29 protein-coding genes are annotated in these 24996 nt (G+C 67.7%); 14 read left to right on the forward strand and 15 right to left on the reverse strand.

Annotated features, from left to right (window positions below; translation table 11 throughout):
• Positions 1–156 precede the first annotated feature (156 nt).
• The 6 genes from rsfS (at position 157) to U5N23_RS08055 (ending at position 5814) form a co-directional block, all read left to right on the forward strand.
• Complete coding sequence (gene rsfS, locus U5N23_RS08030) at positions 157–987, forward strand: ribosome silencing factor (RefSeq protein WP_322592277.1); 831 nt, start codon at positions 157–159, stop codon at positions 985–987.
• Between the two features lie 59 nt (positions 988–1046).
• Positions 1047–1514: a 23S rRNA (pseudouridine(1915)-N(3))-methyltransferase RlmH gene (rlmH, locus tag U5N23_RS08035; protein ID WP_322592278.1), complete on the forward strand. Its 468-nt coding sequence runs from the start codon at positions 1047–1049 to the stop codon at positions 1512–1514.
• A 92-nt stretch (positions 1515–1606) separates the two neighbouring features.
• Positions 1607–2221: a Maf family protein gene (locus U5N23_RS08040; RefSeq protein WP_322592279.1), complete on the forward strand. Its 615-nt coding sequence runs from the start codon at positions 1607–1609 to the stop codon at positions 2219–2221.
• Between the two features lie 189 nt (positions 2222–2410).
• Positions 2411–3898 carry a ribonuclease G gene (rng, locus tag U5N23_RS08045; RefSeq protein ID WP_322592280.1) on the forward strand — a complete coding sequence of 496 codons (1488 nt, stop codon included), beginning with the start codon at positions 2411–2413 and terminating at the stop codon, positions 3896–3898.
• A 71-nt stretch (positions 3899–3969) separates the two neighbouring features.
• Entirely contained in the window at positions 3970–4842 is an 873-nt protein-coding gene (locus U5N23_RS08050) for a helix-turn-helix domain-containing protein (protein ID WP_322592281.1), read from the forward strand.
• A gap of 51 nt (positions 4843–4893) precedes the next feature.
• On the forward strand, positions 4894–5814 hold the full coding sequence (locus tag U5N23_RS08055; protein WP_322592282.1) for an SDR family oxidoreductase: 921 nt from the start codon (positions 4894–4896) through the stop codon (positions 5812–5814).
• 13 nt (positions 5815–5827) lie between these two features.
• On the opposite strand, the gene U5N23_RS08060 is transcribed toward U5N23_RS08055, so the two are convergent.
• From U5N23_RS08060 to lptF, 6 genes are all read right to left on the reverse strand, one after another.
• The gene (locus tag U5N23_RS08060; RefSeq protein WP_322592283.1) at positions 5828–7000 is read right to left on the reverse strand and encodes a pyridoxal phosphate-dependent aminotransferase; all 1173 of its coding nucleotides are present in this window, start codon (positions 6998–7000) and stop codon (positions 5828–5830) included.
• A gap of 57 nt (positions 7001–7057) precedes the next feature.
• A complete protein-coding gene (locus tag U5N23_RS08065) occupies positions 7058–7945 on the reverse strand; it encodes a class I SAM-dependent methyltransferase (protein ID WP_322592284.1) in 888 nt (295 codons plus the stop codon).
• 16 nt (positions 7946–7961) lie between these two features.
• Positions 7962–8903, reverse strand: coding sequence for a CysB family HTH-type transcriptional regulator (locus U5N23_RS08070; RefSeq protein ID WP_322592285.1), 942 nt, complete (start codon positions 8901–8903; stop codon positions 7962–7964).
• Positions 8904–8976: 73 nt separating this feature from the next.
• Positions 8977–9351: a CbiX/SirB N-terminal domain-containing protein gene (locus tag U5N23_RS08075; RefSeq protein ID WP_322592286.1), complete on the reverse strand. Its 375-nt coding sequence runs from the start codon at positions 9349–9351 to the stop codon at positions 8977–8979.
• A gap of 8 nt (positions 9352–9359) precedes the next feature.
• On the reverse strand, positions 9360–10466 hold the full coding sequence (gene lptG, locus U5N23_RS08080) for an LPS export ABC transporter permease LptG (RefSeq protein WP_322592287.1): 1107 nt from the start codon (positions 10464–10466) through the stop codon (positions 9360–9362).
• Entirely contained in the window at positions 10463–11557 is a 1095-nt protein-coding gene (gene lptF / locus U5N23_RS08085; protein WP_322592288.1) for an LPS export ABC transporter permease LptF, read from the reverse strand. Before lptF ends, lptG begins: the two co-directional genes overlap by 4 nt.
• 23 nt (positions 11558–11580) lie before the next feature.
• On the opposite strand from lptF, the gene U5N23_RS08090 reads away from it, so the two are divergent.
• The 4 genes from U5N23_RS08090 (at position 11581) to U5N23_RS08105 (ending at position 15541) form a co-directional block, all read left to right on the forward strand.
• On the forward strand, positions 11581–13074 hold the full coding sequence (locus U5N23_RS08090; RefSeq protein WP_322592289.1) for a leucyl aminopeptidase: 1494 nt from the start codon (positions 11581–11583) through the stop codon (positions 13072–13074).
• Between the two features lie 6 nt (positions 13075–13080).
• Positions 13081–13515: a DNA polymerase III subunit chi gene (locus tag U5N23_RS08095; protein ID WP_007858761.1), complete on the forward strand. Its 435-nt coding sequence runs from the start codon at positions 13081–13083 to the stop codon at positions 13513–13515.
• The gene (locus U5N23_RS08100; RefSeq protein ID WP_322592290.1) at positions 13515–14279 is read left to right on the forward strand and encodes a hypothetical protein; all 765 of its coding nucleotides are present in this window, start codon (positions 13515–13517) and stop codon (positions 14277–14279) included. Before U5N23_RS08095 ends, U5N23_RS08100 begins: the two co-directional genes overlap by 1 nt.
• 131 nt (positions 14280–14410) lie before the next feature.
• Positions 14411–15541 (forward strand): branched-chain amino acid ABC transporter substrate-binding protein, encoded by a 1131-nt coding sequence (locus tag U5N23_RS08105; protein ID WP_179680469.1) that lies wholly within the window; start codon positions 14411–14413, stop codon positions 15539–15541.
• 123 nt (positions 15542–15664) lie between these two features.
• Here U5N23_RS08105 and U5N23_RS08110 read toward each other — a convergent pair whose 3' ends face one another.
• From U5N23_RS08110 to lexA, 3 genes are all read right to left on the reverse strand, one after another.
• A complete protein-coding gene (locus U5N23_RS08110; protein ID WP_322592291.1) occupies positions 15665–16672 on the reverse strand; it encodes a D-2-hydroxyacid dehydrogenase family protein in 1008 nt (335 codons plus the stop codon).
• A 199-nt stretch (positions 16673–16871) separates the two neighbouring features.
• On the reverse strand, positions 16872–17279 hold the full coding sequence (locus U5N23_RS08115) for a hypothetical protein (RefSeq protein ID WP_322592292.1): 408 nt from the start codon (positions 17277–17279) through the stop codon (positions 16872–16874).
• Between the two features lie 185 nt (positions 17280–17464).
• Positions 17465–18139, reverse strand: a complete 675-nt coding sequence (gene lexA / locus U5N23_RS08120; RefSeq protein ID WP_322592293.1) for a transcriptional repressor LexA — start codon at positions 18137–18139, stop codon at positions 17465–17467.
• Between the two features lie 83 nt (positions 18140–18222).
• On the opposite strand from lexA, the gene U5N23_RS08125 reads away from it, so the two are divergent.
• The 4 genes from U5N23_RS08125 to U5N23_RS08140 all read left to right on the forward strand — a co-directional run bounded on the left by U5N23_RS08125 (position 18223) and on the right by U5N23_RS08140 (position 20749).
• Complete coding sequence (locus U5N23_RS08125) at positions 18223–19176, forward strand: asparaginase (RefSeq protein WP_322592294.1); 954 nt, start codon at positions 18223–18225, stop codon at positions 19174–19176.
• A gap of 22 nt (positions 19177–19198) precedes the next feature.
• Positions 19199–19618: a hypothetical protein gene (locus U5N23_RS08130; protein ID WP_322592295.1), complete on the forward strand. Its 420-nt coding sequence runs from the start codon at positions 19199–19201 to the stop codon at positions 19616–19618.
• Between the two features lie 20 nt (positions 19619–19638).
• Positions 19639–20118, forward strand: coding sequence for a DUF6152 family protein (locus U5N23_RS08135; protein WP_322592296.1), 480 nt, complete (start codon positions 19639–19641; stop codon positions 20116–20118).
• A 136-nt stretch (positions 20119–20254) separates the two neighbouring features.
• A complete protein-coding gene (locus U5N23_RS08140; RefSeq protein ID WP_322592297.1) occupies positions 20255–20749 on the forward strand; it encodes a DUF3617 domain-containing protein in 495 nt (164 codons plus the stop codon).
• A gap of 61 nt (positions 20750–20810) precedes the next feature.
• On the opposite strand, the gene adk is transcribed toward U5N23_RS08140, so the two are convergent.
• The 6 genes from adk to U5N23_RS08170 all read right to left on the reverse strand — a co-directional run bounded on the left by adk (position 20811) and on the right by U5N23_RS08170 (position 24947).
• Complete coding sequence (gene adk, locus U5N23_RS08145; RefSeq protein WP_322592298.1) at positions 20811–21467, reverse strand: adenylate kinase; 657 nt, start codon at positions 21465–21467, stop codon at positions 20811–20813.
• Between the two features lie 325 nt (positions 21468–21792).
• A complete protein-coding gene (gene kdsB, locus U5N23_RS08150) occupies positions 21793–22584 on the reverse strand; it encodes a 3-deoxy-manno-octulosonate cytidylyltransferase (RefSeq protein ID WP_416208586.1) in 792 nt (263 codons plus the stop codon).
• Entirely contained in the window at positions 22581–22763 is a 183-nt protein-coding gene (locus U5N23_RS08155) for a Trm112 family protein (protein ID WP_322592299.1), read from the reverse strand. The genes kdsB and U5N23_RS08155 overlap by 4 nt, the downstream gene beginning before the upstream one ends.
• 32 nt (positions 22764–22795) lie before the next feature.
• Positions 22796–23851, reverse strand: coding sequence for a tetraacyldisaccharide 4'-kinase (lpxK, locus tag U5N23_RS08160; RefSeq protein WP_322592300.1), 1056 nt, complete (start codon positions 23849–23851; stop codon positions 22796–22798).
• 3 nt (positions 23852–23854) lie between these two features.
• A complete protein-coding gene (locus U5N23_RS08165) occupies positions 23855–24295 on the reverse strand; it encodes a biopolymer transporter ExbD (RefSeq protein WP_322592301.1) in 441 nt (146 codons plus the stop codon).
• A gap of 10 nt (positions 24296–24305) precedes the next feature.
• Entirely contained in the window at positions 24306–24947 is a 642-nt protein-coding gene (locus U5N23_RS08170; RefSeq protein WP_322592302.1) for a MotA/TolQ/ExbB proton channel family protein, read from the reverse strand.
• Positions 24948–24996 lie beyond the last annotated feature (49 nt).

Below are 24996 nucleotides of genomic sequence, written 5' to 3' on the forward strand. Positions count from 1 at the left end.
AATTTCAATAGCTGCCCGCGCTTTTGGCGCCAGCAGCGAAGGGCTCCAACGCCCTTTACCGCCTGAGCGCCACCGCGCAACACCCAAGGCCCAGCCCACTGGCTGCACGCCCCGTTGCGCGCTATATTGATTCCATTCCTCATAAATCACCGCCTGATGACCACATCCACCAAATCGGAAACCGCCGCCAAAAAAGACGTCACCAAACTCCAGCGCGCCATCGTCGATGGCCTGGAAGACGTCAAGGCGCAAGACATCCAGGTCTTCAACACCGAGCATCTCTCGCCGCTGTTTGAACGGGTCATCGTGGCATCGGGTACCTCCAACCGCCAGACCAAGGCGCTGGCCGCCAGCGTGCGCGATGCGGTGAAGGAAGCCGGCTTTTCCAAGCCGCGCATCGAAGGCGAAGACAACGGCGAATGGATCATCGTGGATTGCGGCGCCGCCGTGGCGCACATCATGCAGCCTGCCATCCGCCAGTACTACCGCCTGGAAGAGCTGTGGGGCGAGATCCCCGTGCGCCTGAAACTCGGCGCTGCCAAGCCGGTATCGTCGGCCGCCACCGAGCTGGCCGAGAAGAAGTCGGCCCAGAAGGCAGCAAAGTCCGATGCCAAGTCGGCCGCCAAGAGCGGTACCTCGGCGCGCCCCGCGGCCAAGAAGGCGGCAGCACCTGCCAAGTCCACTGCCCGCCCCGCCGCCAAGTCGGCAGGCAGGCCCGCGCCCGCGGCTGCCAAGCCAGCAGCCAAGGCCCCCGCCAAGGCACCGAGCCGCGCACCCGCAAAGTCCGGCGCTGCCGCCAAGGCCGCACCGGCAAAGGCGCCTGCAGCCAAGAAGCCCGCAGCTACCAAGGCCCCGATCAAGACCATCGTGGTCAAGCCATCGGTGCCGCGCAGCAAGGCCAATGCCGAGGCCGCCAAGCCCGCTTCGCGCGGTGGTGCACGGCCAGCGGCCAAGGCCCCAGCCAAGAGGGCGCCCGGCCGCAAGTGAGGCGATGGAGGAGGGCGTCGGCCCGCCTCCCGCAACAATCTCCCGGCGCCTGAATTGCCATGAAACTGCTGATCGTGGCCGTGGGCCAGCGCGTGCCCGACTGGGCGCAGACCGCCTACGACGACTATGCCAAGCGCTTCCCGTTCGAGATCAAGGTCGAGCTCAAGGCGGTGAAGACCGAGCCGCGCGGCTCCAAGACCCTGGAGACGCTGTACGCTGCCGAGCGTGAGCGCATCGAGGCCGCCATTCCGCGCGGCACCCGCGTGGTCGCGCTCGACGAGCGCGGCACGAATCTCACCACCAAGGCCCTGGCCGAGCGGCTCAAGGGCTGGCAGCTGGGCGGCGACGACGTGGCCCTGGTCATCGGCGGGCCCGACGGGCTCGACCCGGCCTTTCGCCAGGCGGCGCACGAGCGCATCCGCCTGTCCGACCTGACCCTGCCGCACGCCATGGTGCGCGTGCTGCTCATCGAGCAGCTGTACCGTGCCTGGTCCGTGAATGCGGGCCATCCTTACCATCGGGAATGATGCCCCGGGCGTGATTTGCTACCGATTGCGTAGCAAGGGATGATAGGAATTCGCGGTTCTACTGCACGTTCTTGGTTATCCTTGATCCCACCATGCCGGACTTCATCTACCTCGCCTCCCAAAGCCCCCGCCGCCGCCAGTTGCTTGACCAACTGGGCGTGCGCCATGAACTGCTCGTGCCCAATGTGGACGGCGACATGGGCGAGGACGCCGAGGCCATCGAGGAAGTCCACCCTGGCGAGGTGCCCACGGCCTACGTGCAGCGCGTGACCGGGCTCAAGCTCGATGCGGCCATGGCGCGCCGCGCGCGCCGGGGCCTGCCCGAGGCGCCCATCCTGTGCTCCGACACCACGGTGGCCCTGGGCCGCGCGATCTATGGCAAGCCCGACGATGCCGCGCATGCCGCGCGCATGCTGACCGAGCTGGCCGGCCGCACGCACCGGGTGCTCACGGCCGTGGCGCTGCAGATGGGGGCGCGGCGCGTGGCGGCGCTGTCGGTCTCGCGCGTCACCTTCGCGGCGCTCACGCCGCAGCAGGTCGACGACTACGTGAACACCGGCGAGCCCCTGGGCAAGGCCGGGGCCTATGGCGTGCAGGGCCGCGCGGCCGCCTTCATTCCCCAACTGAGCGGCAGCTATTCGGGCATCATGGGCCTGCCCATGTACGAGACTGCGCAGCTGTTGCGCGCCGCCGGGTTCCCGGTGTGAAATGAGCCACCCCCTGAGTCGCTTCGCGCCTTCCCCCTCTCTCATATTGCTTCGCAATCTGGGAGGGAGACGCCCCCAGTGCGGCGGGGCGGCCCTTGCACGGGGGCACTGGCCCTTGCCGCGCCAGTTTTGTGCGATGTGGGTGGTGCGTTACTCTATGAAAAACCAAATATAAACTGCGGACCGACCATGCAACAAGACATTCTCATCAACTGGTCGCCCCAGGAGACACGCGTCGCCATCGTGGAGCACGGCGCCGTGCAGGAGCTGCACATCGAACGCACGCTGGAGCGGGGCCTGGTGGGCAATGTCTACCTCGGCAAGGTCTCGCGCGTGCTGCCGGGCATGCAGTCGGCCTTCATCGACATCGGCCTGGAGCGTGCGGCCTTTTTGCATGTGGCCGACGTCTGGCAGCGCCAGCCTGACGGCGAGCCGCCCGCCTTTGCGCGCAAGGGCGAGCCGCAGGTGCCCATCGAAAAGCAGGTGTTCGAAGGCCAGTCGCTGATGGTGCAGGTCATCAAGGACCCCATCGGCACCAAGGGTGCGCGCCTGTCCACGCAGATCAGCATTGCCGGGCGCCTGCTGGTCTTCTTGCCGCAGGACGACCATGTGGGCGTGTCGCAGAAGATCCCCTCGGCCGAGCGCGATGCGCTGCGCGCCCGCCTGCATGCCCTGGTGGGCGACAAGGCCTCGGGCGGTGGCGGTGGCTTCATCCTGCGCACCAATGGCGAGGATTCGACCGACGCCGAACTGGCCGAGGACATCGCCTACCTGCGCAAGACCTGGGCGCGCATCAAGGACGCATCGCTCAGACTGCCGCCCATGTCGCTGCTGCACCAGGACCTCGATCTGCTGCAGCGCGTGCTGCGCGACCTGGTGGGCGACCACACGCAGACCATCCGTCTCGATTCGCTGGAGCAGTTCCAGCGCCTGCGCGCCTTCGGGCAGGAATTCATGCCCGCCGCGGCACCCAAGCTGCAGCACTACAAGGGCGAGCGGCCCATCTTCGACCTGTACTCCATCGACGAAGAGGTGGCCAAGGCCCTGGGCCGGCGGGTGGACCTCAAATCGGGCGGCTACCTCATCGTCGACCAGACCGAGGCGCTCACTACCATCGACGTGAACACCGGCGGCTACGTGGGTGCGCGCAATTTCGACGACACCATCTTCAAGACCAACCTGGAGGCCGCCCAGGCCATCGCCCGCCAGCTGCGCCTGCGCAACCTGGGCGGCATCATCATCGTGGACTTCATCGACATGGTGCAGGGCGGCCACCAGGATGCCGTGCTCTCCGAGTTCAAGAAGCAGCTCGGGCGTGACCGCGTCAAGACCATGGCCGGCGGCTTCTCGCAGCTGGGCCTGGTGGAGATGACGCGCAAGCGCACGCGCGAATCCCTGGCCCACATGCTGTGCGAGCCCTGCGAGGCCTGCCAGGGCAAGGGCAGCGTGAAGACCGCGCGCAGCGTGTGCTACGACATCCTGCGCGAGATCCTGCGCGAGGCACGCCAGTTCAACCCGCGCGAGTTCCGCGTGGTGGCCTCGGCACGCGTGGTGGAGCTGTTCCTCGACGAGGAAAGCCAGCACCTGGCGGGCCTGTCGGACTTCATCGGCAAGCCGATCTCGCTGCAGTCCGAAAGCGCGATGGGGCAGGAACAGTACGACATCGTGCTGCTGTAGGGGCACGCGCGGGCGCGGCGTATGCCAGCCCGCATGGCCGTGGATTAGGATGTGCCATCTGCCGTATCCCCATGACCGAGCGCCTCTTTCTTCGCCTCGATGGTGACCTTTCGTACGGGCCTGAAACCACGGTGCCCGCCGATACGCTGCGCACCTTTGCCGTGGGCGCGCAATTGGGTGCCCATGTCTCGCAGATCCTGCTGTACCGCGAAACCTTTGCCGATGGCGCCGAGGTGGCCGAGCGCGTGCTGCCCGATGGGGCAGTGCGCCTGGTGATCCACCTGGGCGATGGCACGCCGGCAGGCCCGGCAGCTGGGCCCCAGGGCAGCGTGGCCATCGGTGCCGCCGTGGCGCCCGTGCTGCTGCGCTGGCGCCGCAGCCGCATGCACAGCATCTCGGTGGCGCTGCGCCCGGGCGCCGCATCGGCCTTGCTCGGGGTGCCGGCAGGGGAACTGCAGGGCATGGCCGTTGCGCTGGATGCCGTGTGGGGCCCGTCTTTCCACGCGCTGCGCGAGCGCATGGCTGCGCAAGCCGACGATGAAGCCCGTGTGGCTGTGCTGCGGAGGGCGCTGGAGCAGCGTCTGTCGCAGAGTGCGCGGCCGGCCAGTCCCCGTGCCGTGCAGGCCGCAGCATTGCTGGCGGCCTCCGCTGGCCGGATGCGGCCCCGAGACGTGGCCCAAGCCGTCGGCATGGGCGAGCGGCGCCTGCAGCAGATCTTCCGTGCCGAGGTGGGCATGTCGCCCAAGGCCTGGGGCCGGCTGGCGCGCTTGCACGCCTGCCTGCGCGCACTGCGCGGCGGTCCAGCGGCGCCGCCTTGGGCCGCGCTGGCTGCCGATGGCGGCTTCTACGACCAGGCGCACCTGGCCAACGAGTTCCGGGCGTTGTGCGGGCTGTCGCCCACCGAGTTTCTGCAGCGCGGCGTTTCGCTTTCTTCCAAGACCTGAGCACCGGGCATCGCTACCGTGTCAGTCCATGGACACAAAAGGAAGGACCGCATGAACCCGAACCCCACCTCCCTCCGAGGGAAAGTCGCCCTGGTGGCCGGCGCCACCCGGGGCGCCGGCCGCGGCATTGCCGTGCAACTCGGCGCGGCCGGAGCCACCGTCTACGTGACTGGCCGCTCCTCGGGCGCGCAGCGCTCCGAGATGGACCGGCCGGAGACCATCGAGGAAACCGCGGCCCTGGTGGACCAGGCCGGCGGCAAGGGCATCGCCGTGCGCGTGGACCACCTGGTGCAGGACGAAGTGGGCGCATTGGTGGCGCGCATCGAGCGCGAGCAGGGTGCGCTGCACCTGCTGGTGAACGACATTTTCGGCGCCACCCACATCGAGTGGAACAAGACCGTGTGGGAGTCCGACCTCGACTACGGCCTGCGCACGCTGCGCCTGGCGGTGGACACGCATGCCATCACCAGCCACTTCGCTATCCCCTTGCTGCTCAAGGCGCCGGGTGGCCTGGTGGTGGAGATCAACGACGGCACGGCCGAATACAACGGCACGCGCTACCGCAACTCCTTCTTCTACGACATCGCCAAGGCCGCGGTGCTGCGCATGGGCTTTGCGCTGGGGCATGAACTCGGCCCGCATGGCGCCTCCGCCGTGTCGCTGTCGCCCGGCTGGATGCGTTCCGAGGCCATGCTGGAGGCTTTTGGCGTCACCGAGGCCACCTGGCGCGATGCCGTAGCCCGGGTGCCGGGCTTTGCGGTGGCCGAGAGCCCGGCCTATGTGGGCCGGGCGGTGGTGTCGCTGGCGCAGGACCGGGAGGTGGGGCGCTGGAATGGGCAATCCCTCTCCAGCGGGCAACTGGCACGGGTCTATGGCTTCACGGACCTCGATGGCAGCCAGCCCGATGCCTGGGGCCATATGCTGGCCGAGGAGCGGGCGGGCGAGCCGGTGGACGTGGCGGGCTACCGCTGACGCGGCTCGCCGGTCACAGCCTGCGCAGCCGCTTCAGCGCTGCGCGCAGGGTGTCGTCCTTCTTGGCGAAGCAAAAGCGCACCACGCGCTGGTCGAAGCCATCGCCGTAGAAGGCCGACAGCGGGATGGCGGCCACGCCGATCTCGCGCGTGAGCCACTGGCAGAAGTCCGATTCGTTCAGGTCGCTCACGGCCGAGATGTCCACGCACTGGAAGTAGCTGCCGGTGCTGGGCAACAGTTTCAGGCGCGAGCCGGCCAGGCCTTCGCGGAACAGGTCGCGCTTGGCCTGGTAGAAGGCGGGCAACTGCAGGTAGGGGGCAGGGTCCTTGAGGTACGCGGCCAGGCCGTACTGCACGGGGGTGTTCACCGTGAACACGTTGAACTGGTGCACCTTGCGGAACTCGGCCGTCAGCGCGGCGGGCGCGGCCACGGTGCCGACCTTCCAGCCCGTGACGTGGAAGGTCTTGCCGAAGCTCGAGACGATGAAGGCGCGCGCCGCCAGGCCCGCGAAGCGCGCTGCACTCTGGTGCTGGCCGCCGTCGAACACCATGTGCTCGTAGACCTCGTCGCTGATCAGCAGGATGTCGGTGGGCGCCATCAGGTCCTGCAGCGCCAGCATGTCCTCGGCGCTCCAGACGGTGGCGCTGGGGTTGTGTGGGGTGTTGATCAGGATGGCGCGCGTGCGCGGCGTGATGGCCGCGCTGATCTTGCCGAAATCGGGGCGGAAGGTGCCGGGGGTGAGCGGCACGCGCACCGCGCGGCCGCCGGCCAGTTCGATGTTGGGCACGTAGCTGTCGTAGCAGGGGTCGAGCACGATGACCTCATCGCCCGGGTGCACGACGGCCAGGATGGCGGTGATGATGGCCTGCGTGGCGCCAGCGGTGATGGTGATCTCGCTCGCCGGGTCGTAGCGGCGGCCATGCAGGGCCTCGATCTTGGCCGAGACGGCCTCGCGCAATGCGGGCACGCCGGTCATGGGCGGGTACTGGTTGTGGCCGGCCTGCATGGCCGCAGTGACCGCATCGACCAATGCCGGATCGCAGGCAAAGTCCGGAAAGCCCTGGCCCAGGTTCACCGCGTTGTGTTCGGCCGCCAGGGCCGACATCACGGTGAAGATGGTGGTGCCCACCTGGGGCAGCTTGCTGGCAAGTACGGGGGTGCGTGCGGTGTCGGTCGCGAGGGTCATGGGACAGGGAGAAGGAGGGGAGGGGGTAAACGTGCAAATGTGCCGATGGCTGGCAGCCTAGCCGCCATTGCGGCGAAAGATCACCACGTCGATGTCGCTAGGGGCGCCCCAGCGCACCAGGGGGTAGGCCGCCACGATGGCCAGCCAGATCAGCGGGGCCAGCCAGCGCAGGCCCGACTTCACATAGGCGATGCGGGCATACAGGCCATCGAGGTGGACGCTTGCCAGGTGGGCCGAGTCGATCAGGGTCAGGCCGTGGCGCGCACTCAGCTGGGTGAGGTTGCGCGCATGGAAGTAATGCAGGTGGGGCGAAGGCATGCCCTTTTGCCACAGCCGGTCGAAAAAGGCGCCGGCACCGAAGCGGTGCAGCAGCTTGCTGGCGCGGTAGAACACCCCGCGGCTGGAGGGCAGGTTCAGCACCAGCAGCCCGCCCGGGGCCAGCCGCGCGATGCATTGCGCGAGCAGCGCATCGGAGTGCGGGATGTGCTCGAACACGTCGTTGAAGACGATGGCATCGAACTGCTCGTGCGCAGCCAGCACATCGGGAAAGAAGCCCTCGCGCACCGGCACACCGCTGCGCTGCGCCTGCTCGCAGACGGCGTGGTCCGGCTCCAGGCCCAGGACAGTGAAGCCGCGGTCGGCAGCGGCCTTCACGAACCAGCCGTGGGCGGCACCCACGTCCAGCAAGCGTGCGCCGACCGGGGTGATGTGGCGGACCATGCGGTCCAGCAGCTGGTGGAAGTTGGCCTCGCGCAGGGCCTTCAGCCCGGTGTCGCGTTGGGCTTCATCGACTTTTTCGTGGGATCGGGCCTCGTTGATCGCGGGCGCCAGCTGCGCCGCTTCATACCCGCACAGGGGGCACACCCAGTGCCATTCCTCCAGGCCGGCGCGCAGCGCCTGGCCGCAGCAAACGCAAGGGACTACCGCGGAGGCAAGAGCATTCATTAAGTACTACACCTTTTCAGAGTTCATAGTCGTTGACATGGCCGCTCATGGCGCGGGCAATCAGCTCGCGGCTCAGGCGGTCGCTCAGCAATTCTGCGAATTTGTACACGAAATTGCGCAGGTAGGCGCCGCGCTTGAAGGCCACGCGCGCCACGCTCTGGCCGAACAGGTGGCCCACGGGGCGCACCACGAGGTCGCCCACGGGGTCGTCGCGCATGGCCATTTCGGCCACGATGCCGATGCCCAGGCCCAGGCGCACATAGGTCTTGATCACGTCCGAGTCGATGGCTTCGAGCGCGATGCGCGGCTGCAGGCGGCGCGCGGCGAAGGCATGGTCGATCTTGCCGCGGCCGGTGAAGGAGGGGTGGTAGGTGATCAGCGGCTCGTGGGCGATGTCATCCAGGCCGATGCGCTCCTTTTGCGCCAGCGGGTGGCCGGGGGGCAGCACCAGCACATGCTCCCATTCGTAGCAGGGCAGGGTGACGAGTTCGGGGTAGTCGGCCAGGGACTCGGTGGCCATGCCGATCTCGGCCACCTCGTCGATCACCATGCGCGCCACCTGGTCGGGCGTGGCCTGGTGCAGGCTGATGTTGACCTTGGGGTAGGCCTCGCGCAGGCGCGCCACGGGCACGGGCAGCACGTAGCGGGCCTGGGTGTGGGTGGTGGCAATGCTCAGCGTGCCATTGTCCTGGGCGCTGTACTGCTCGCCGATGCGCTTCAAGTTACCCACCTCGCGCATGATGACCTCGATGCTCTTGAGCACATGCTGGCCGGGCTCGGTGATGCGCTTGAGGCGCTTGCCGTGGCGCGCGAAGATGTCCACGCCCAGCTCTTCTTCCAGTTCGATGATCGCCTTGGAGACGCCTGGCTGCGAGGTGTGCAGGGCCTTGGCGGCTTCGGTCAGGTTCAGGCCGCGCCGCGCGGCCTCCTGGACAAAGCGGAATTGGTGCAGATTCATATCTGATATCGCCTAAAGAGTTGCATCATTATGCTGCAAGCATCTAAGCGGTACCGATGAGGATTTGCAACACTCAGCCGGCAGGCAACTCGCACGCGATCTCGGCCATGAGTGCGGTCATGCGCGGGTCTTCGCCAATCGCCGTCTGCACGCTGAACTGCACGCCGCTGTGGCTGGCACGCAGCTGCTCCACCAGCACCGGCAGGTCTTCGCGCGCATGCTTGCCGGTGCCCAGGAACATGGGCACCACGGCGACCTGCCGGGCACCCTCGGCCACCAGTTGCGCCACGGCGTCGGGCAGGGTAGGGGCGCACAGCTCCAGGTAGGCGCAGGCCACGGGCCGGCCGGGGTGCTGCGCTGCGATGCGCGCCGCCACGGCTTCCAGGGGCGCGCGCCACAGCGGATCGCGTGAGCCGTGGGCGAAAAGGACGATGGCGTGGTCGGTCATGGTTGCGGCTAGCGTCTGAGTACCAGCCAGCTGAAGGCACCCAGGGACAACAAGGAGTAGATCAGCCCCGGCGCTGCCGCCGTGAGCCAGGGCGACCAGTTCTGCAGGTTGCCGGCGTAGCCGAACACGTTGTTGAGCAAAAAGAAGCTGATGCCGGCCATGACGCCGCCGAACACGTAGCCGGCGATGCCGCCCGAGCGAAAGTGCAGGTAGGCAAAGGGCAGGGCCAGCACCACCATCACCAGGCAGGACAGGGGGTAGAACACCTTGCGCCAGAACTCGATCTCGTAGCGCTGGGCCGACTGGCCGTTGCTGTCCAGGTGGCGGATGTACTGGAACAGGTCCACCGTGGCCATGCGGTCGGGCTTGAGCAGCGAGGCGGCCACCATGTCGGCGCTGATGCGCGTGGGCCACTGCAGTGTGGGCACGTTCAGCCGGTCCACGCGGGCCTGGTCTTCGCCGCGCTGCAGGAAGCTGCTGCGCTGCACGTCCGTGAGTTCCCAGGCGCCGGCGTCGCCAAAACGCCCCGATGCCGCGCGCGTCTGCGAGGCGAGCAGGCCCTTGGCGTCGAATTCGAAAATGCGGATGTCGAGCATGCCGCCATCGGGCGTGAGGGCACGCACGTTGACCGCGTAGGAATGCTCGTCCTGGCGCTCCTTGAGCCAGGCCCCGGTGGCGCCCGAAGTGAGGCGCCCCAGGTGGCGCACCTTGATCAGCTGCGCGGCCTTGTCGCTCAGGGGCGCGATGTAGTCGCCCACGGCAAAGGTCAGCACCACGAAGAACCCGCCCAGCGTGAGCAGGGTGCGCATGGCGCGCCAGGGCCCCATGCCGCTGGTGCGCATGATGGTGAATTCGGAGCTCTGCGCCAGGCGCGCCATCACGAAGATGGTGCCGATCAGCACCGTGATGGGCAGCAGCTCGTACAAATGGCTCGGGATGCTGAGCACCACGAACAGCATGGCGTGCGAGAGCTGGTAGCCCTGCGGCCCGGTGCGGCCCACCCAGCGCAGCTCATCGACCAGGTCGAAGAAGAAGAACAGGGCCAGGAAGCCGATGGTGACGTAGGCGACCGCGAAGAAGGCCTCGCGGTGGATCAGGCGGCGTATGGTTTTCATGCGGGGCTCCGGCGCTGCCACAGGCGGCGCAGGCTCCAGTTGTTGTGGCGTGCGGTCAGCAGCAGCAGCGAGAAGGCCAGGGTGCCGCCGTGCAGCAGGAGCATGAAGCTGCCAAGGCCCAGGCGCCCGGCTCCGACCCAGCTGGTGCCCAGCGTCATGAGGTTGTAGTAGACGATGAAGGCGAAGAGCGCGAACACCAGGCTGGTGCTGCGGCCTGCGCGCGGGTTGACGGTGGCCACGGCCAGGCCCAGCACCACGAAGTTGAGCGCCGCCAGGGCCAGGCCGATGCGCCAGCCCAGCTCGGCCCGGTAGGCGGGCAGGGGCTGCATCAGCAGCTCATGGGTGGCGCGGGTCTTGACCGAGAGCTCCTCGGCGGAGCCGGTGGGCGCCGAGCCGATGCGGGTGGAATATTCCTCGAACTCGCTGATCTTCAGGCCCGGCTTGTCGTGCGTGGTCTCCAGGCGCTGGCCCTGGCTGAGCACGGCCATGCGCTCGCCGTTCTGTGTCTCCAGCCGGGCGCTGCGCGCGGAGGTGACGGTCTCCTTGTTGCCCACGTTGGTGGCAATGAAGATGTTGTTGCCCACCATGTTGTCAGGGCTGTCCTTGTCGATGAAGAACACCCGGCTGCCGTTGGCCGACTCCTGGAATTCACCGGGGGCGATGCGGTCGATGTCGCTGCGCTGCTCGTAACGCGTCTTGAGCTCCTGGATCTGGGTGTTGGCCCAGGGCCACACCAGCAGCGACAGCACGGCGATCACCAGCATGGACGGCCAGGCAAAGCGCAGCAGCGGGCGCAGCAGGCTGATGAGCCCGCGCCCGCTGGCGAACCAGATCACCATCTCGCTGTCGCGGTACATGCGCGAGAGCGTGCTGACCACGGCGACGAACAGGCTCAGCGTCAAAATGGTGGACAGCTGGCCCAGCACGGTGAAGCCCATGACCAGCATCACGTCGGATGGGCTCACGCTGCCACGCGAGGCCTGGCCCAGGGTGCGGATGAGCATCATGGTCATCACCACGGTGACCAGCACCACGAGCGTGGCCCCGAAGCTGCGCGCCAGCTCCTTGCGGATGGATGAATCGAATAACATTGGCTCTAAGGAAAACACCGATTATGAACTTTGATCTGAAGACCCTTGAGTTGCCGGCAGCTGCCTTGGAGAAATGCGACCTGCTGGTCGTGTTGGTTCCGGAGGGCTTCAAGCCCGGGCGCGATGCCCTGTCCACGCTGGCGGCCCTGGCGCTCAAGCAAGGCGACTTTTCCGCCAAGCCCGGCAAGAGCCTGCCGCTGTACCAGGTGCCTGCCGTGGCCGCGCGCCGCGTGCTGCTGCTCGGTGTGGGCGATGGCGCTGCGCGCTCCGTGCGCCAGGCGCTGGGCGCGGTGGCCTCGGCGCTCAAGGCGCCCCAGACCAAGCGCGTGGTGCTGTGCTTTGCCGGCAGCGCCCAGGCCGACGCGGTGTGCGCCGCCGTGCAGGCCGTGGCCGACGCCAGCTATGTCTACACAACCACCAAGCCCAAGGCCGAGGCGCGCAGCCTCTCGCGCGTGGTGGTGGGGGTGCCCGACCCCTCCGAGGTGCGCGTGGCCTTCTACCAGGGCATCGCCCTCGTCGAAGGGGTGGAGTTTGCCCGCGAATGGGGCAACCGGCCCGCCAACCATGCCACGCCCACCTTGCTGGCCAATGCCGCCAAGACGCTGGCCAAGCAGCCGCGCATCCAGTGCAAGGTGCACGGCCCGGCCGAGGTCGAGCGCCTGGGCATGGGCTCCTTCATGGCCGTGGCCAAGGGCTCGGAAGAGCCGCTGCGCTTCATCGAGCTGCGTTACAGCGGTGGCGCCAAGGACCAGGCCCCCGTGGTGCTGGTGGGCAAGGGCATCACCTTCGACACCGGCGGCATCTCCATCAAGCCCGCCGCCGAGATGGACGAGATGAAATTCGACATGTGCGGCGCCGCCAGCGTGCTGGGCGTGTTCCGCGCCCTGGGCGAGCTGCAGCCGGCCATCAACGTGGTGGGCCTGATTCCGGCCTGCGAGAACATGCCCGACGGCCGTGCCGTGAAGCCCGGCGACGTGGTGACCAGCATGAGCGGCCAGACCATCGAGGTGCTCAACACCGACGCCGAAGGGCGCCTGGTGCTGTGCGATGCGCTGACCTATGCCACGCGCTTCAAGCCGGCAGCGGTGGTGGACATCGCCACGCTCACGGGCGCCTGCGTGATCGCCCTGGGCGGCGTGCGCAGCGGCTTGTTCAGCAACAACGAAGGCCTGGCCCAGGCCCTGCAGGCGGCCGGCGAGGCGGCGCAGGACCCCTGCTGGCGCATGCCGCTGGACGATGACTATGCCGACGGCCTCAAGAGCAACTTTGCCGACATGGGCAACGTGGCCGGCCGCGCGGGCGGTGCCATCACGGCCGCCAAGTTCCTGCAGAAGTTCGTGGGCGACATGCCCTGGGCGCACCTGGACATCGCCGGCACCGCCTGGAAGGGCGGGGCGGCCAAGGGCTCCACCGGCCGCCCGGTCGGCCTGCTGGTGCAGTACCTGCTGGACCGGGAGGCGCAGGCCGCATCGGCTGCCAAGCCCGCCTCCAAGCGTGCCCGCGCCAAGGCCGCCTGATCCGCGATGACCGAGGTCGCCTTCCATTTCAACGCGCCGGACAAGGTGGCCTATGCCTGCCGGTTCGCACGCAAGGTGCTGCGCAGCGATGCGCGCCTGGTGATCGCCGGCCCGGCCCATGTGCTGGCGGCGCTGGACCGGCAGATGTGGAGCATGGCGCCGCAGGATTTCGTCGCGCACTGTACCGACGCGGCCGACGAGGACCTGCGCCTGGCCTCGCCGGTGCTGCTCACGTCCGACGTGCAGGGTGCGCCGCACCATGAGGTGCTGCTGAACCTGGGCGCCGAGGTGCCCGAAGGCTTCGGCCGCTTCGAGAAGCTGATCGAAGTGGTCAGCGCCCATGACGAGGAAGACCGGGGGCAGGCGCGCAACCGCTGGCGCCACTATGCCTCGCGCGGCTACGCCATCGTGCGCCACGATCTGGTGCTGAAGGGCGCTTGATGGCCACCACGCCGCCCCGCACGCCGCCCCGTTTTGTACCCACGCTCACTGAAGTGGTGCAGGTGCCCGGTGCCATGCCCGTGCCCCTGGTGGCCAGGCCGCCTGCGGCTGCGCCCTCTCCGGTTGCGGCGCGCCCGCTCCCTGCTGCGGCAACTCCTGTTGCCCCTGCCGCCGCCCTGCCCAGCCGCAGTGCGGCGCCCCCGTCTGCACCGGTGCCCGCCCCGGCGCTGGTGCCTGCTGCGACCCCCGCAGCCGCCTCGCCGGTGGCGCAGGCGGCCAGCCGTGCGCTGGAGGCCCTGGCATTGCGCCGCGCGCAGATCGCGGCGGCGTCCCCCTCGGCCTCTGCCGTCCCTGTGGCTTCGGTAGCGGTGCCGCAGGCCAGGCCGGCGCCCTCACTCCCCTCCGCACCTGCGGTGCCTGCGGCATCCTCCTTGCCCGCCAGGCCGGCAACTGCTTCGGCGCGGCCTGCGGTGGCTCCGGCGGCGCCCGTTGCAGCGCCCGCGGTGCCTAATGTGGGGCACCACGCCGCCGCGCGTGCACTGCCAGAGGGCATGGAGGAGTACATGGTGCACCGGGTCATGCAGCGGGTGGACGTGGCACTGGACCAGCGTCTGCGCGATGCCATCGCCACGGTGGTGCAGGAGCAGACGCGTTCGGTGCTTCCACGGCTGCGCGAAGAGATCGAATCGGTGGTCCGCAACGCGGTGTACGAGGCGGTGGCCGACGAGCTGGCAGGCAGCCACACCGCGCCGACAAAGGGATGACAGGGTATTCCCCTGTGGTTTCTCCCGCATTTAATCGTGTTCCCTAATGATCTGGCCCGTAAATTGCGATATGTTCGCCTGCGTTGAGACACAAGACTAATTCTCAGCGTTTATCTTTACTGGAGATTGATATGCAATTGAAGTTGAAACTGACCGTGGTTGCTGCTATCGCGGCTGCTGCTGGTGTGGCCTCTGCACAAGAGCAGGTGGTCAAGATCGGCCACGTGGCTCCGGTTTCCGGCGCCCAAGCCCACTACGGCAAGGACAACGAAAATGGCGCCCGCATGGCCATTGAAGAGCTGAACGCACAAGGTGTGACGATTGGCGGCAAGAAGATCAAGTTCGAACTGCAGGCAGAAGACGATGCAGCCGATCCGAAGCAAGGCACGGCCGCTGCACAGAAGCTGTGCGACGCCAAGGTTGCTGGCGTTGTCGGTCACCTCAACTCCGGTACCACCATCCCCGCTTCCAAGGTCTACAACGACTGCGGCATCCCCCACGTGACCGGTGCGGCCACGAACCCCAACCTGACCAAGCCAGGCTACAAGACGACGTTCCGCATCATCGCCAACGACAACGCCCTGGGCGCTGGCCTGGCTGCCTACGCCGTGGACACGCTGAAGCTCAAGACGGTCGCCATCATCGATGACCGTACCGCTTACGGCCAGGGCGTTGCCGACGTGTTCAAGAAGACCGCTTCCGCCAAGGGCATCAAGGTGGTGGACGAGCAGTTCACGACCGACAAGGCCACCGACTTCATGGCCATCCTGACGGCCATCAAGTCCAAGAACCCCGATGCCATCTTCTACGGCGGCATGGACCCCCAAGGTGGCCCGATGCTGCGCCAGATGGAACAGCTGGGCATGGGCAACGTGAAGTACTTCGGTGGTGACGGCATCTGCACGGCTGAAATCGCCAAGCTGGCCGCCGGCGCCAAGACCCTGGCCAACGTGATCTGCGCCGAAGGCGGCGCATCGCTGGCCAAGATGCCTGGCGGCACGGCCTGGAAGGCCAAGTACGACGCCAAGTACCCCAACCAGTTCCAGGTGTACAGCCCCTACACCTACGACGCCACGTTCCTGATCGTGGACGCCATGAAGCGCGCCAACTCGGTGGACCCCAAGGTCTACACCCCCGAGCTGCTCAAGTCCAGCTACAAGGGCGTGACCTCGACGATCGCCTTCGAACCCAACGGCGAAATGAAGAACCCAGCCATCACCCTGTACAACTACAAGGACGGCAAGAAGACCCCTCTGAACTAAGTTCAGGGTCTGTTTCCGGGGACATCACCTTCGGGTGGTGTTTCAGGATCAAAAAAGGCTTCCCTCGGGAAGCCTTTTTCGTTGGTGCTGCCGACGCTGATTGCGTTGGCGGCAGGGGGGGCGTCAGCGGCGCACCTGCAGCGAACCCGGGTTCACGATGTTGGTGGGCGTGCCCTTGATGAAGTTGATCACGTTGTCGAAGGCTGCACCAAAATAGAGCTCGTAGCTGTCTTGCTCCACATAGCCGATGTGTGGGGTGCAGACGCAGTTCTCAAGGCGCAGCAGGGCATGGCCCTGCAGGATGGGCTCGCTCTCGAAAACGTCCACTGCGGCCATGCCAGGGCGACCGCGGTTCAGCGCCGCGATCAGGGCATCGGACTCGACCAGTTCGGCGCGCGAGGTGTTCACGAACAGCGAAGTGGGCTTCATGCACGACAGGTCTTCGAGCGAGATGATGCCGCGCGTCTCGTCGTTCAGCCGCAGGTGCACCGAGATCACGTCGCACTGCGAGAAGAACTCCTCGCGCGTGGTGGCCGCCTGGTAGCCATCGGTCAGGGCCTGGGCGCGCGACGCCTCGCGGCCCCAGACGCGCACGTTCATGCCGAAGGCCCGGCCATAGCCGGCCACGAGCTGGCCGATGCGGCCATAGCCCCAGATGCCGAGTGTCTTGCCGCGCAGTACCGTGCCCAGCCCGAAGTTGGGCGGCATCGAGGCCGTCTTGAGGCCCGACTGCTGCCAGGCACCGTGCTTGAGGTTGGAGATGTACTGCGGCAGCCGGCGCGTGGCCGCCATCACCAGGGCCCAGGTCAGCTCTGCAGGCGCCACCGGCGAGCCGACGCCCTCGGCCACGGCAATGCCGCGCTCGGTGCAGGCCGCCACGTCGATGTGGTTGCCGACCTTGCCGGTCTGGGCAATGAGCTTCAGGCGCGGCAGCTTTTCGACCAGCTGGCGGGTGATCTGGGTGCGCTCGCGCACCAGCACGATGATGTCGGCATCCTTGAGCCGTATCGACAGCTGGCCCAGGCCCTTGACGGTGTTGGTGTAGACCTTGGCGGTGTAGGCGTCGAGCCGGGTGGCGCAATGGAGCTTGCGCACTGCGTCCTGGTAGTCGTCGAGGATCACGATGTTCATCCCGACATTGTGCCTTGGTGCGCCGCAGTCTTTGCGCCCCAAGGCCCATCGGGCGCACGGCATTTGCAACGCTGCGTGAATGCCACATGCGCGAAGGCGCTGATCCGCGCGAATGCGGTGCTCCATCTGTGTCCGTGGGCCTGGCACCGCCGCTTGCAGGACGGCTGGCCCGCTCGCATGCCCGGCCGGGGTGCTCGGGTCAGTGTTGCAGCGCCTCGCGCGCGGCCATGCGGTCGAGCTCCGCGCACACATCGGCCATGCGCCCCGAGATCACGAGGCGTCCGGCATCGGCGCCCGAGGCAGCCGTCCGCAGCACCCGCACCACGCGGCGCGCCTGGGCGTGGTTGCACAGGGCTTCCGGGCCGGGGGCCGGGTTGGGCAAGCGGCTTCCCACTGCCGCCGGCGTGACCTCGTCACGCGGCATGCGGACTGCTGCTGCCGCAGCAGCCGGCCAGGCAGGCGCCGGGGTCGCTGGCAGGGCTGCCTTGCAGGTGCGTGGCCGTGCCGCAGTGGTGTCGTGCCCGCCATGCGCGGCAGGCTGCAGCCAGCGCGTCAGCGCATGCAGGGGGTGGGAGAAGGCCGAGAAGGTCAAAGAAGCAATTCCCATGTGAAGACTCCGAAGGTCGGTGGTGAACACAGGCAGGATTGCGAGGGATGTGCACGGGCCCAGGGCTGACCAGCGGCTTGCGGACCCATCCGCACCCCGTTCGTCAAACGCCCGCCACCTGGGCCATGCACGCGGGGTCCTTTGCAGCATCCCTGCCTTGCGCAGGGTGCCGCGGACCTCTGGCGCTACATGAGCATGGTGTTGCGGATCAGGCCGACTGCCAGGCCTTCGATCTCGAAGGGCTCGCCGGGCTGCACGGTGATCACGGGGTAGTCGGGGTTTTCGGGCAGCAGCTCGATGCCGGTGGCCGTGCGGCGCAGGCGCTTGACGGTGACGTCGTCGCCCAGGCGGGCCACGATGATCTGGCCGTTGCGCGCCTCGCGCGTGGACTGCACGGCCAGCAGGTCGCCGTCCATGATGCCAGCATCGCGCATGGACATGCCGCGCACCTTGAGCAGGTAGTCGGGCTTGTGCTGGAACAGGCTGTTTTCCACGCTGTAGGTCTGATCGACATGCTCCTGCGCGAGAATGGGCGAGCCCGCCGCGACCCGGCCGATCAAGGGCAGCATCAGCTGCGACAGGCCGGGAATGGGCAGGCTGAACTGGGTGCCGCGTGCTGCATTGATGGAGCGCACGGTCTCGCTGCGCAGGCGGATGCCGCGCGAGGTGCCGCTGACCAGCTCGATCACGCCCTTGCGGGCCAGGGCCTGCAGGTGCTCTTCTGCCGCATTGGCCGACTTGAAGCCCAGCTCGGTCGCGATTTCGGCGCGGGTGGGGGGGGCGCCGGTGCGCGCAATGGCGGTCTGGATCAGGTCCAGAATCTGTTGCTGGCGGGCAGTGAGCTTGGGGTTGTCGAGCATGGTGGTTTCCAGTGTGTGCCGGTACAGTGGCAAATAACTGTTTTTTAATCCAGTAGCTGTATTTTTCACCAGTTTTTCGGAGTATGCAAGTGAGTGCGCAAAAAATTGTGGTTCTGGGTACGGGCGGCACCATTGCCGGCACCGCTGCGCAGGCGGGGGACAACATCGGCTACACGGCCGCACAGGTGGGGGTGGGCGAGTTGCTGGCGGCGGTTCCCGGGCTCGAAACGGTGGCCGGCGGGGCCCTGGCGGTCGAGCAGGTGGCTCAGATCGACAGCAAGGACATGGAGGTGGGCGTCTGGCGCGCCCTGGCGCAGCGCTGCGCCGAGTGCATGGACGACCCGGCCGTGCGCGGCATCGTCATCACCCATGGCACCGACACCATCGAAGAGACGGCCTGGTTCCTGCATTCCGTGCTCCATGCCTCGAAGCCCGTGGTGCTGACCTGTGCCATGCGCCCATCGACCGCGCTGGTGCCCGATGGCCCGCAGAACCTGCTCGACGCCGTGGCCGTGGCGGCCACCGCAGGTGCGCAGGGGGTGGTGGTGGTGGCTGCCGGCACCATCCACGGCGCGCAGCGCGTGCAGAAGGTGCACCCCTACCGGGTGGACCCGTTCAGCTCCGGTGATGCCGGGCCCCTGGGGTGGGTGGAGGAGGGCACGGCCCGCCTGGTGCAGCCATGGCCCGAGGCGCCGGGCGGCAAGGCTGCCGCAGCCCTTGCCACCCTGCCGGCCGACGCCCCCTGGCCGTGGGTGGAACTGGTCGTGAGCCACGCAGGGGCCAGTGGCCGCGCGGTGGATGCCCTGGTGCGCGAGGGCGTGCAGGGGCTGGTGGTGGCCTGCACCGGCAATGGCACCCTCCACCATGCGCTCGGGGCTGCGCTGGCGCGTGCGCAGGCGGTGGGGGTGCGCGTGGTGCGCTCCACACGCTGCGCCGAGGGGCAGTTGCTGCCCACGGCCGGCGATGCCTTTGCGGCTGCGCCCGGCCTGTCGCCCGTGAAAGCCCGCATCACGTTGATGCTCGAGCTGCTGCACTGATCACCACGCCAGGACGCCCTTTATGTTCACTGCCCTCCGCTCCCATGTATGGGCCTACCCCGCGCTGGAGGTGGTGCACATCGTGGGCATTGCGTTGCTGCTGGGCAACCTGGTGCTGCTGGAGCTGCGGGTGTTCGGCTGGGGCGCCACGTTGCCGCCCCGGGACCTGGCGCGCCTGAGCCTGTCGCTGGCGCTGTGCGGCTTTGGCATGGCGGCCCTGTCGGGCCTGGTGATGTTTGCCACGCAGCCCCAGGAATTGCTCGCCAACCGGGCCTTCACCCTGAAGATGCTGTTGTTGATGCTTGCCGGCTGCAACGCGGCGTGGTTTCATGGGCGCGGTTCGCTCGCGCGGCTCGACGGGGTGGCGCGGGCGCAGATGCTGCTGTCCACCCTCGTCTGGCTGGCCATCGTCGCCTGCGGCCGGTGGATAGCGTATCTCTGACATTCGAAAGGAGAATTTCCATGCCTTTGCAACGTCGCCAGGTTCTAGCCGTGGCCAGTGCTCTTCCCCTTGTTCCCATGGCTGCTTATGCCCACCACGGCTGGAGCAGTTTCGATGCCGATCGCCCCATTTATCTGGAGGGCACGGTGCGCAAGGTACGCTGGCAGAACCCGCATGCCGAGCTGGAGTTGGAGCTGCCCGCCAACCTCGCATTGCCGCCCAACCTGGCGCAGCGCGCGGTGCCCGCGCAGACGGCGCCGGTCGATGGCAAGGCCCTGCTGGCCCGTGCCGTGCTGCCCACGCGCCGGGACCGGATGTGGGAGATCGAGCTGGCCCCGCTGACCCGCATGCAGGCCTGGCAGGTGGCCGAGATCAAGCCGGGTGCTGCGATCTCGGTACTGGGCTTCACGCTGCGCGAGGAGAAGGGGGAGGCGGTGCTGCGGGTCGAGTACCTGTTCGTGGATGGCAAGGCCTACGGCTTGCGTTCGGGTCCGGCCTGATCGCCGACGGCCCGGTGGGTGGGCGCAGGGATCGTCGAATAGTGCACGTTTCGTTTCCTTGATGTGCCTGGCTGCGTGCGGCCTCGGGGCTTCCCGCCACTATCATCCGGCACATCACTTTGCAGGAGTCGTCGTCATGCGCTTTGTATCCCTTTCTCTCGTGGCCGCTGCCGTGGCACTGGCCGCCCTGCCTGCGCAATCCCAGGACATGCCCAAGCGCAAGGCAGGCCTGTGGGAGATCAAGGCCACCCCGGGTCAAGGCGTGCCGCCCATGGTGATGCAGCAGTGCACGGATGAAGCCTTCGAAGCGCAGATGCAGAAGACGGCCATGGAGCAGTCCAAGACCATGTGCAGCAAGAACGACATCAAGCGCAGCGGCAACACCATCACTTCCGACGCGGTCTGCAAGATCGGTTCGACCACGGTGACCTCGCAGTCCATGACCACCGGCGATTTCTCCAGCGCCTACAAGGTCGAGGTCAAGAGCACGTTCAATCCCCCGCTGATGGGCAAGACCAGCGACCATACGGTGATGGAAGCCCGCTACCTCGGCCCCTGTGCCGCCGGCCAGAAGGCGGGGGCCATGAGCATGCCCAACATGCCCATCCCTCCTGCCGCCAAGACCAAGTAAGCCAACCTCAAACAACAAAGCCGGGCATGCCCGGCTTTGTTGTTGGCGTGGCTGAAAAAGATCAGCTGGCGAGGGCCGCCAAGGCGCGCTGCGTGATGTCATCCACGCTGCCCATGCCGCTGATGGCATGGTACTTGGGGGCGGCGGCCGGGTCGGCCTTGGCCCACTGGCTGTAGTAGTCCACCAGGGGACGGGTCTGGTCGCTGTAGACCTGCAGGCGCTTTTTGACGGTTTCTTCCTTGTCGTCGTCGCGCTGGATCAGGTCTTCACCGGTCACGTCGTCCTTGCCTTCCACCTTGGGCGGGTTGAACTTGACGTGGTAGGTGCGGCCGCTGGCGGGGTGCGAGCGGCGACCGCTCATGCGTTCGATGATGGCCTCGAAGGGCACGTCGATCTCCAGCACATGGTCGAGCTTCACGCCCGCGGCCTTCATCGCGTCGGCCTGGGGGATGGTGCGGGGGAAGCCATCGAACAGAAAGCCCTTGGCGCAGTCGGGCTGGGCAATGCGTTCCTTGACGAGGTTGATGATCAGGTCGTCGCTGACCAGGGCGCCCGACTTCATGATGGCATCGGCCTGCAAGCCCAGGGGGGTGCCCGCCTTGACGGCAGCGCGCAGCATGTCTCCGGTGGAGATCTGCGGAATGCCGTATTTCTGGCAGATGAACGTGGCTTGCGTGCCCTTTCCGGCGCCAGGCGCGCCCAACAGAATCAGTCTCATGAAGGTCCTCGAAGGTTAGAAATCGGCTGGCAATGCTGGCTAGGGCTGTACCACGCGCGGGCGCTCGATCACGGCCATCGCAGCAAAAAAAGACCGCAGTGCTCCACGGATGGGGCGGGGCCTGCGGAGGATGTGCTGCAACGGCAGTGCTCGCGCAGGCGCTTGTGGGGCCCAGGATGCAATGCTCTCGTTGCGGTCGAGGATAGCATGTGACCGCCTTGCACTGGCTTACACGCGCGATATGACATGCGTATAAATGCGTAGGAGCGCAGGTTGGCGCACCAGCGCGGGGCGTTCGACCACCCTTGTGGGCGCGCCTGGCGGCCTATGCCAGCAGCGCGCGTACGCGTTCCAGGTCCTGGGGCGTGTCCACGCCCGGGCCGGGCGCGATGTCGGTGATGTGCACGGCAATGCGGTGGCCGTGCCACAGCGCGCGCAGTTGCTCCAGCGCTTCCATGACCTCGGTGGGGGCCTGGGGCAGGCTGGGAAAGGCGCGCAGAAAGCCCGCGCGGTAGCTGTAGATGCCGATGTGGCGCAGCGGGGCAAAGCCGGCGGGCACGGCGCCCGAAGCCTTGTCCCACCACGCAGTGCCCGCATGGTCGCGCGCGAACGGAATGGGGGCGCGGCTGAAGTAGTGCGCCAGGCCCCGGGCATCGAGCACGACTTTCACCACGTTCGGGTTGTCGTAGTCGGCCAGGGTGGCGATGGCGTGGGCTGCGGTGCCCATGCTGGCCTCGGGGCGCGCCGGCAGCAGGGCGGCCACGGCATCGATGAGGCCCGCGTCCATCAGCGGCTCGTCGCCCTGCACGTTGACGACGATGTCGTCGCCCGCCAGGCCGAGCTGCTCGCAGGCCTCGGCCAGGCGGTCGCTGCCGCTGGCGTGGTCGGTGCGGGTGAGGATGGCCGGCACGCCATGCGCCTGGCAGGCCTGCAGCACGCGCGCGTCATCGGCCGCCACCACCACGCGGGCGGCGCCACTCAGCGCGGCGCGCTGTGCCACGCGCACCACCATGGGCAGGCCGGCAATGTCGGCCAGGGGCTTGTCCGGCAGGCGGCTCGAGGCCATGCGTGCCGGAATCACGACGGTGAAGGCTTCGGGGGCGGCCACCGGGGTCACGCCTCGATTTCTTCGTCGGTCAGTGTGCGCGCCTCGTTTTCGAGCAGCACCGGGATGCCGTCGCGCACCGGGTAGGCCAGGCGCGCGCTGCGCGAGACGAGTTCCTGGTGCTCGCGGTCAAAGGTCAGCGGGCCCTTGGTGACGGGGCAGACCAGCAGTTCAAGCAGTTTGAGGTCCATGGCGGCAGCTTTCCGGGAGAAACGGGGTTCGGTCAAGAATCAAGGGGCGATGATAGCGAGGGCCTGGGCAGCAGTGCCGCCAGCCGGGCATCCACCGCAGCAAAGAATGCCGGGTCCAGCCCCACCTCCAGCGGCACGGCCAGGGCATCGGGGCGCAGGCTCCAGAGCTTGACGGCGTCCTTGGCCGTACACAGCAGGGGCAGCTGTCCGCCCTGCGTTGCGCCATCCCCATCGCTCCAGCCGGTGAAATCGTGGTGGTCCGGCAGGGCTGTGGTGCGCGCCAGGGTCAGCCCCCGGGCCCGCAGCATGCCAAAGAAGTCCTCGGGCCGGGCGATTGCCGCCAGGGCGTGCACGGGCTGGCCACGCAGCGATGGCAGGGGCAGGCAGCTGCCATCGGCGCGCAGGGCGTGGTCGGCCAGGCCGCGCCGCAATGCGAACGCGGGTGCCGTGCCGGCAGGGGGCGTTGCGGCAGCCGGGTACAGAACCCAGTCCACGGCACGCGGCCAGGCCTCGCGCAGCGGCCCGGCCGGCAGCAGAAAACCATTGCCCACGCCCTGGTCGTTGAAGACGCAGACCTCCAGGTCGCGGCGCAGCGCCAGGTGCTGCAGGCCGTCGTCGCAGACGATGACATCGGTGGCGGGGTAGCGCGCCAGCAGCGCGCGCGTGGCGGCGGTGCGCTGCCGGTCCACGAACACCGGCACGCCGCAGGTGCGCGCGATCAGTGCAGGTTCGTCACCGACTTCGCTGGCCGGGCTGTCGGCCAGCACCTCGCGGCCATCGGTGGTGCTGCGGCCATAGCCGCGCGAGATCACCCCGGGCTGGAGCCCCCGGGCCTTGAGGTGCTGCACCAGGGCCATCACCACGGGGGTCTTGCCAGCACCGCCGGCAATCACATTGCCCACCACGATGGTCGGGCGCCCGGGGTGTTTGGAGCGCAGTGTGCCGTGGCGGTACAGGGCCCGGCGCAGACGCACCACGGCGCCGTACAGCAGGGAGATGGGCCACAGTGCCCAGGCGGCAAGCCCCCGGGATTGCCAGGCCCGTACCAGGCCGGCGGAAGAGGGCGGCTGCGGCCCCGCGGCAGCCATGGATCAGCGGCCGTTAGCTGCGCGCGAGCCGGCCGATGACTGGGTGGCAAACGTGATCTGCGTGAGGCCCACGCGGCGCGCAGCCTCCATCACCGTCACCACCGCCTGGTGGGGCGACATCGCATCGGCGCTGATGATGACCACGCTGTCCTTGCCGATGGCTGCAGACGCCTCGCGCAGGGCGCGGGCCACGGCGTCCACGCTCTTGCCGTCCACGCCGGTCTTGTTGACCGCATAGCGGCCATCCGCCGCCACTGCCACCACGACCTCCTTGGGGTGGTCGCGCTGCTGCTCGGTGTCGGCCACCGGCAGGGTCAGCTGCAGTTCGGTGAACTTGCTGTAGGTGGTGGTCAGCATCAAAAAGATGAGGATCACCAGCAGCACGTCGATGAACGGGATCAGGTTGATCTCGGGTTCTTCCTTGGTGCGGGGGCGGAAGTTCATGGCCGCCCCGTCACTTCTTGTGGCGCAGGATATGGCGCACGAACTGCTCGGATGCCAGTTCCAGGGTCAGCAGGTAGGCGTCCACTCGGCCGCGGAAATAGCGCCAGAAGATCAGCGCCGGAATCGCCACGATCAGGCCGAAGGCCGTGTTGTACAGGGCGATCGAGATGCCGTGCGCCAGCCGGGCTGGGTTGCCCCCGCCCATGGCCTGCCCCACGCCACCGCTGCCGACCTGGGAGCCGAAGATCTCGATCATGCCGATGACGGTGCCCAGCAGCCCGAGCAGAGGTGCTGCCGAGGCGATGGTGGCCAGGGCGGCCAGGTACTTTTCGAGCCGGTGGGCCACGGAGCGGCCCGTGCCTTCCATGGCCGCACGCAGGTCGGCCTCGCTGCACTGCGGGTTGCTGTTGAGCGTGCGCAGGCCACTGGCCAGCACCTCGCCCAGGGCCGAGTTCTGTGCCAGCTGGTTCACCACGTCGGGCGTGGGCAGGCTTTTCGACGAGACGGTGATGGCTTCATCGAGCAGCTTGGGGGGGGCTACACGGGCCGTCTTGAGGGCCACGAAACGTTCGATGACCAGGGCCATTCCGACGATGGAACACAGGATCAGCGGCCAGATGGGCCAGCCTGCGGCTTGTATGATGGACAGCAAATCTCTCTCCGCGCAGTGAGGGGCAATCGGTGATTATGGCCCAGCTTTT

It is taken from the genome of Acidovorax sp. (assembly GCF_034519795.1).
Taxonomy (GTDB): Bacteria; Pseudomonadota; Gammaproteobacteria; order Burkholderiales; family Burkholderiaceae_C; genus Acidovorax.

Bases quoted from the DNA above. Each gene is read 5' to 3' on its own strand.
- U5N23_RS08165 (WP_322592301.1), bottom strand. From the start codon at position 24,295: ATGAACTTCCGCCCCCGCACCAAGGAAGAACCCGAGATCAACCTGATC.
- U5N23_RS08110 (WP_322592291.1), bottom strand. From the start codon at position 16,672: ATGAACATCGTGATCCTCGACGACTACCAGGACGCAGTGCGCAAGCTC.
- U5N23_RS08105 (WP_179680469.1), top strand. From the start codon at position 14,411: ATGCAATTGAAGTTGAAACTGACCGTGGTTGCTGCTATCGCGGCTGCT.
- adk (WP_322592298.1), bottom strand. From the start codon at position 21,467: ATGAGACTGATTCTGTTGGGCGCGCCTGGCGCCGGAAAGGGCACGCAA.
- U5N23_RS08125 (WP_322592294.1), top strand. From the start codon at position 18,223: ATGCAAGTGAGTGCGCAAAAAATTGTGGTTCTGGGTACGGGCGGCACC.
- rlmH (WP_322592278.1), top strand. From the start codon at position 1,047: ATGAAACTGCTGATCGTGGCCGTGGGCCAGCGCGTGCCCGACTGGGCG.
- U5N23_RS08140 (WP_322592297.1), top strand. From the start codon at position 20,255: ATGCGCTTTGTATCCCTTTCTCTCGTGGCCGCTGCCGTGGCACTGGCC.
- U5N23_RS08050 (WP_322592281.1), top strand. From the start codon at position 3,970: ATGACCGAGCGCCTCTTTCTTCGCCTCGATGGTGACCTTTCGTACGGG.
- U5N23_RS08040 (WP_322592279.1), top strand. From the start codon at position 1,607: ATGCCGGACTTCATCTACCTCGCCTCCCAAAGCCCCCGCCGCCGCCAG.
- U5N23_RS08090 (WP_322592289.1), top strand. From the start codon at position 11,581: ATGAACTTTGATCTGAAGACCCTTGAGTTGCCGGCAGCTGCCTTGGAG.
- U5N23_RS08065 (WP_322592284.1), bottom strand. From the start codon at position 7,945: ATGAATGCTCTTGCCTCCGCGGTAGTCCCTTGCGTTTGCTGCGGCCAG.
- lptF (WP_322592288.1), bottom strand. From the start codon at position 11,557: ATGTTATTCGATTCATCCATCCGCAAGGAGCTGGCGCGCAGCTTCGGG.
- lpxK (WP_322592300.1), bottom strand. From the start codon at position 23,851: ATGGCTGCCGCGGGGCCGCAGCCGCCCTCTTCCGCCGGCCTGGTACGG.
- lexA (WP_322592293.1), bottom strand. From the start codon at position 18,139: ATGCTCGACAACCCCAAGCTCACTGCCCGCCAGCAACAGATTCTGGAC.
- U5N23_RS08155 (WP_322592299.1), bottom strand. From the start codon at position 22,763: ATGGACCTCAAACTGCTTGAACTGCTGGTCTGCCCCGTCACCAAGGGC.
- U5N23_RS08055 (WP_322592282.1), top strand. From the start codon at position 4,894: ATGAACCCGAACCCCACCTCCCTCCGAGGGAAAGTCGCCCTGGTGGCC.
- U5N23_RS08100 (WP_322592290.1), top strand. From the start codon at position 13,515: ATGGCCACCACGCCGCCCCGCACGCCGCCCCGTTTTGTACCCACGCTC.
- rsfS (WP_322592277.1), top strand. From the start codon at position 157: ATGACCACATCCACCAAATCGGAAACCGCCGCCAAAAAAGACGTCACC.
- U5N23_RS08060 (WP_322592283.1), bottom strand. From the start codon at position 7,000: ATGACCCTCGCGACCGACACCGCACGCACCCCCGTACTTGCCAGCAAG.
- rng (WP_322592280.1), top strand. From the start codon at position 2,411: ATGCAACAAGACATTCTCATCAACTGGTCGCCCCAGGAGACACGCGTC.
- U5N23_RS08075 (WP_322592286.1), bottom strand. From the start codon at position 9,351: ATGACCGACCACGCCATCGTCCTTTTCGCCCACGGCTCACGCGATCCG.
- lptG (WP_322592287.1), bottom strand. From the start codon at position 10,466: ATGAAAACCATACGCCGCCTGATCCACCGCGAGGCCTTCTTCGCGGTC.
- U5N23_RS08115 (WP_322592292.1), bottom strand. From the start codon at position 17,279: ATGGGAATTGCTTCTTTGACCTTCTCGGCCTTCTCCCACCCCCTGCAT.
- U5N23_RS08095 (WP_007858761.1), top strand. From the start codon at position 13,081: ATGACCGAGGTCGCCTTCCATTTCAACGCGCCGGACAAGGTGGCCTAT.
- U5N23_RS08070 (WP_322592285.1), bottom strand. From the start codon at position 8,903: ATGAATCTGCACCAATTCCGCTTTGTCCAGGAGGCCGCGCGGCGCGGC.
- U5N23_RS08135 (WP_322592296.1), top strand. From the start codon at position 19,639: ATGCCTTTGCAACGTCGCCAGGTTCTAGCCGTGGCCAGTGCTCTTCCC.
- U5N23_RS08130 (WP_322592295.1), top strand. From the start codon at position 19,199: ATGTTCACTGCCCTCCGCTCCCATGTATGGGCCTACCCCGCGCTGGAG.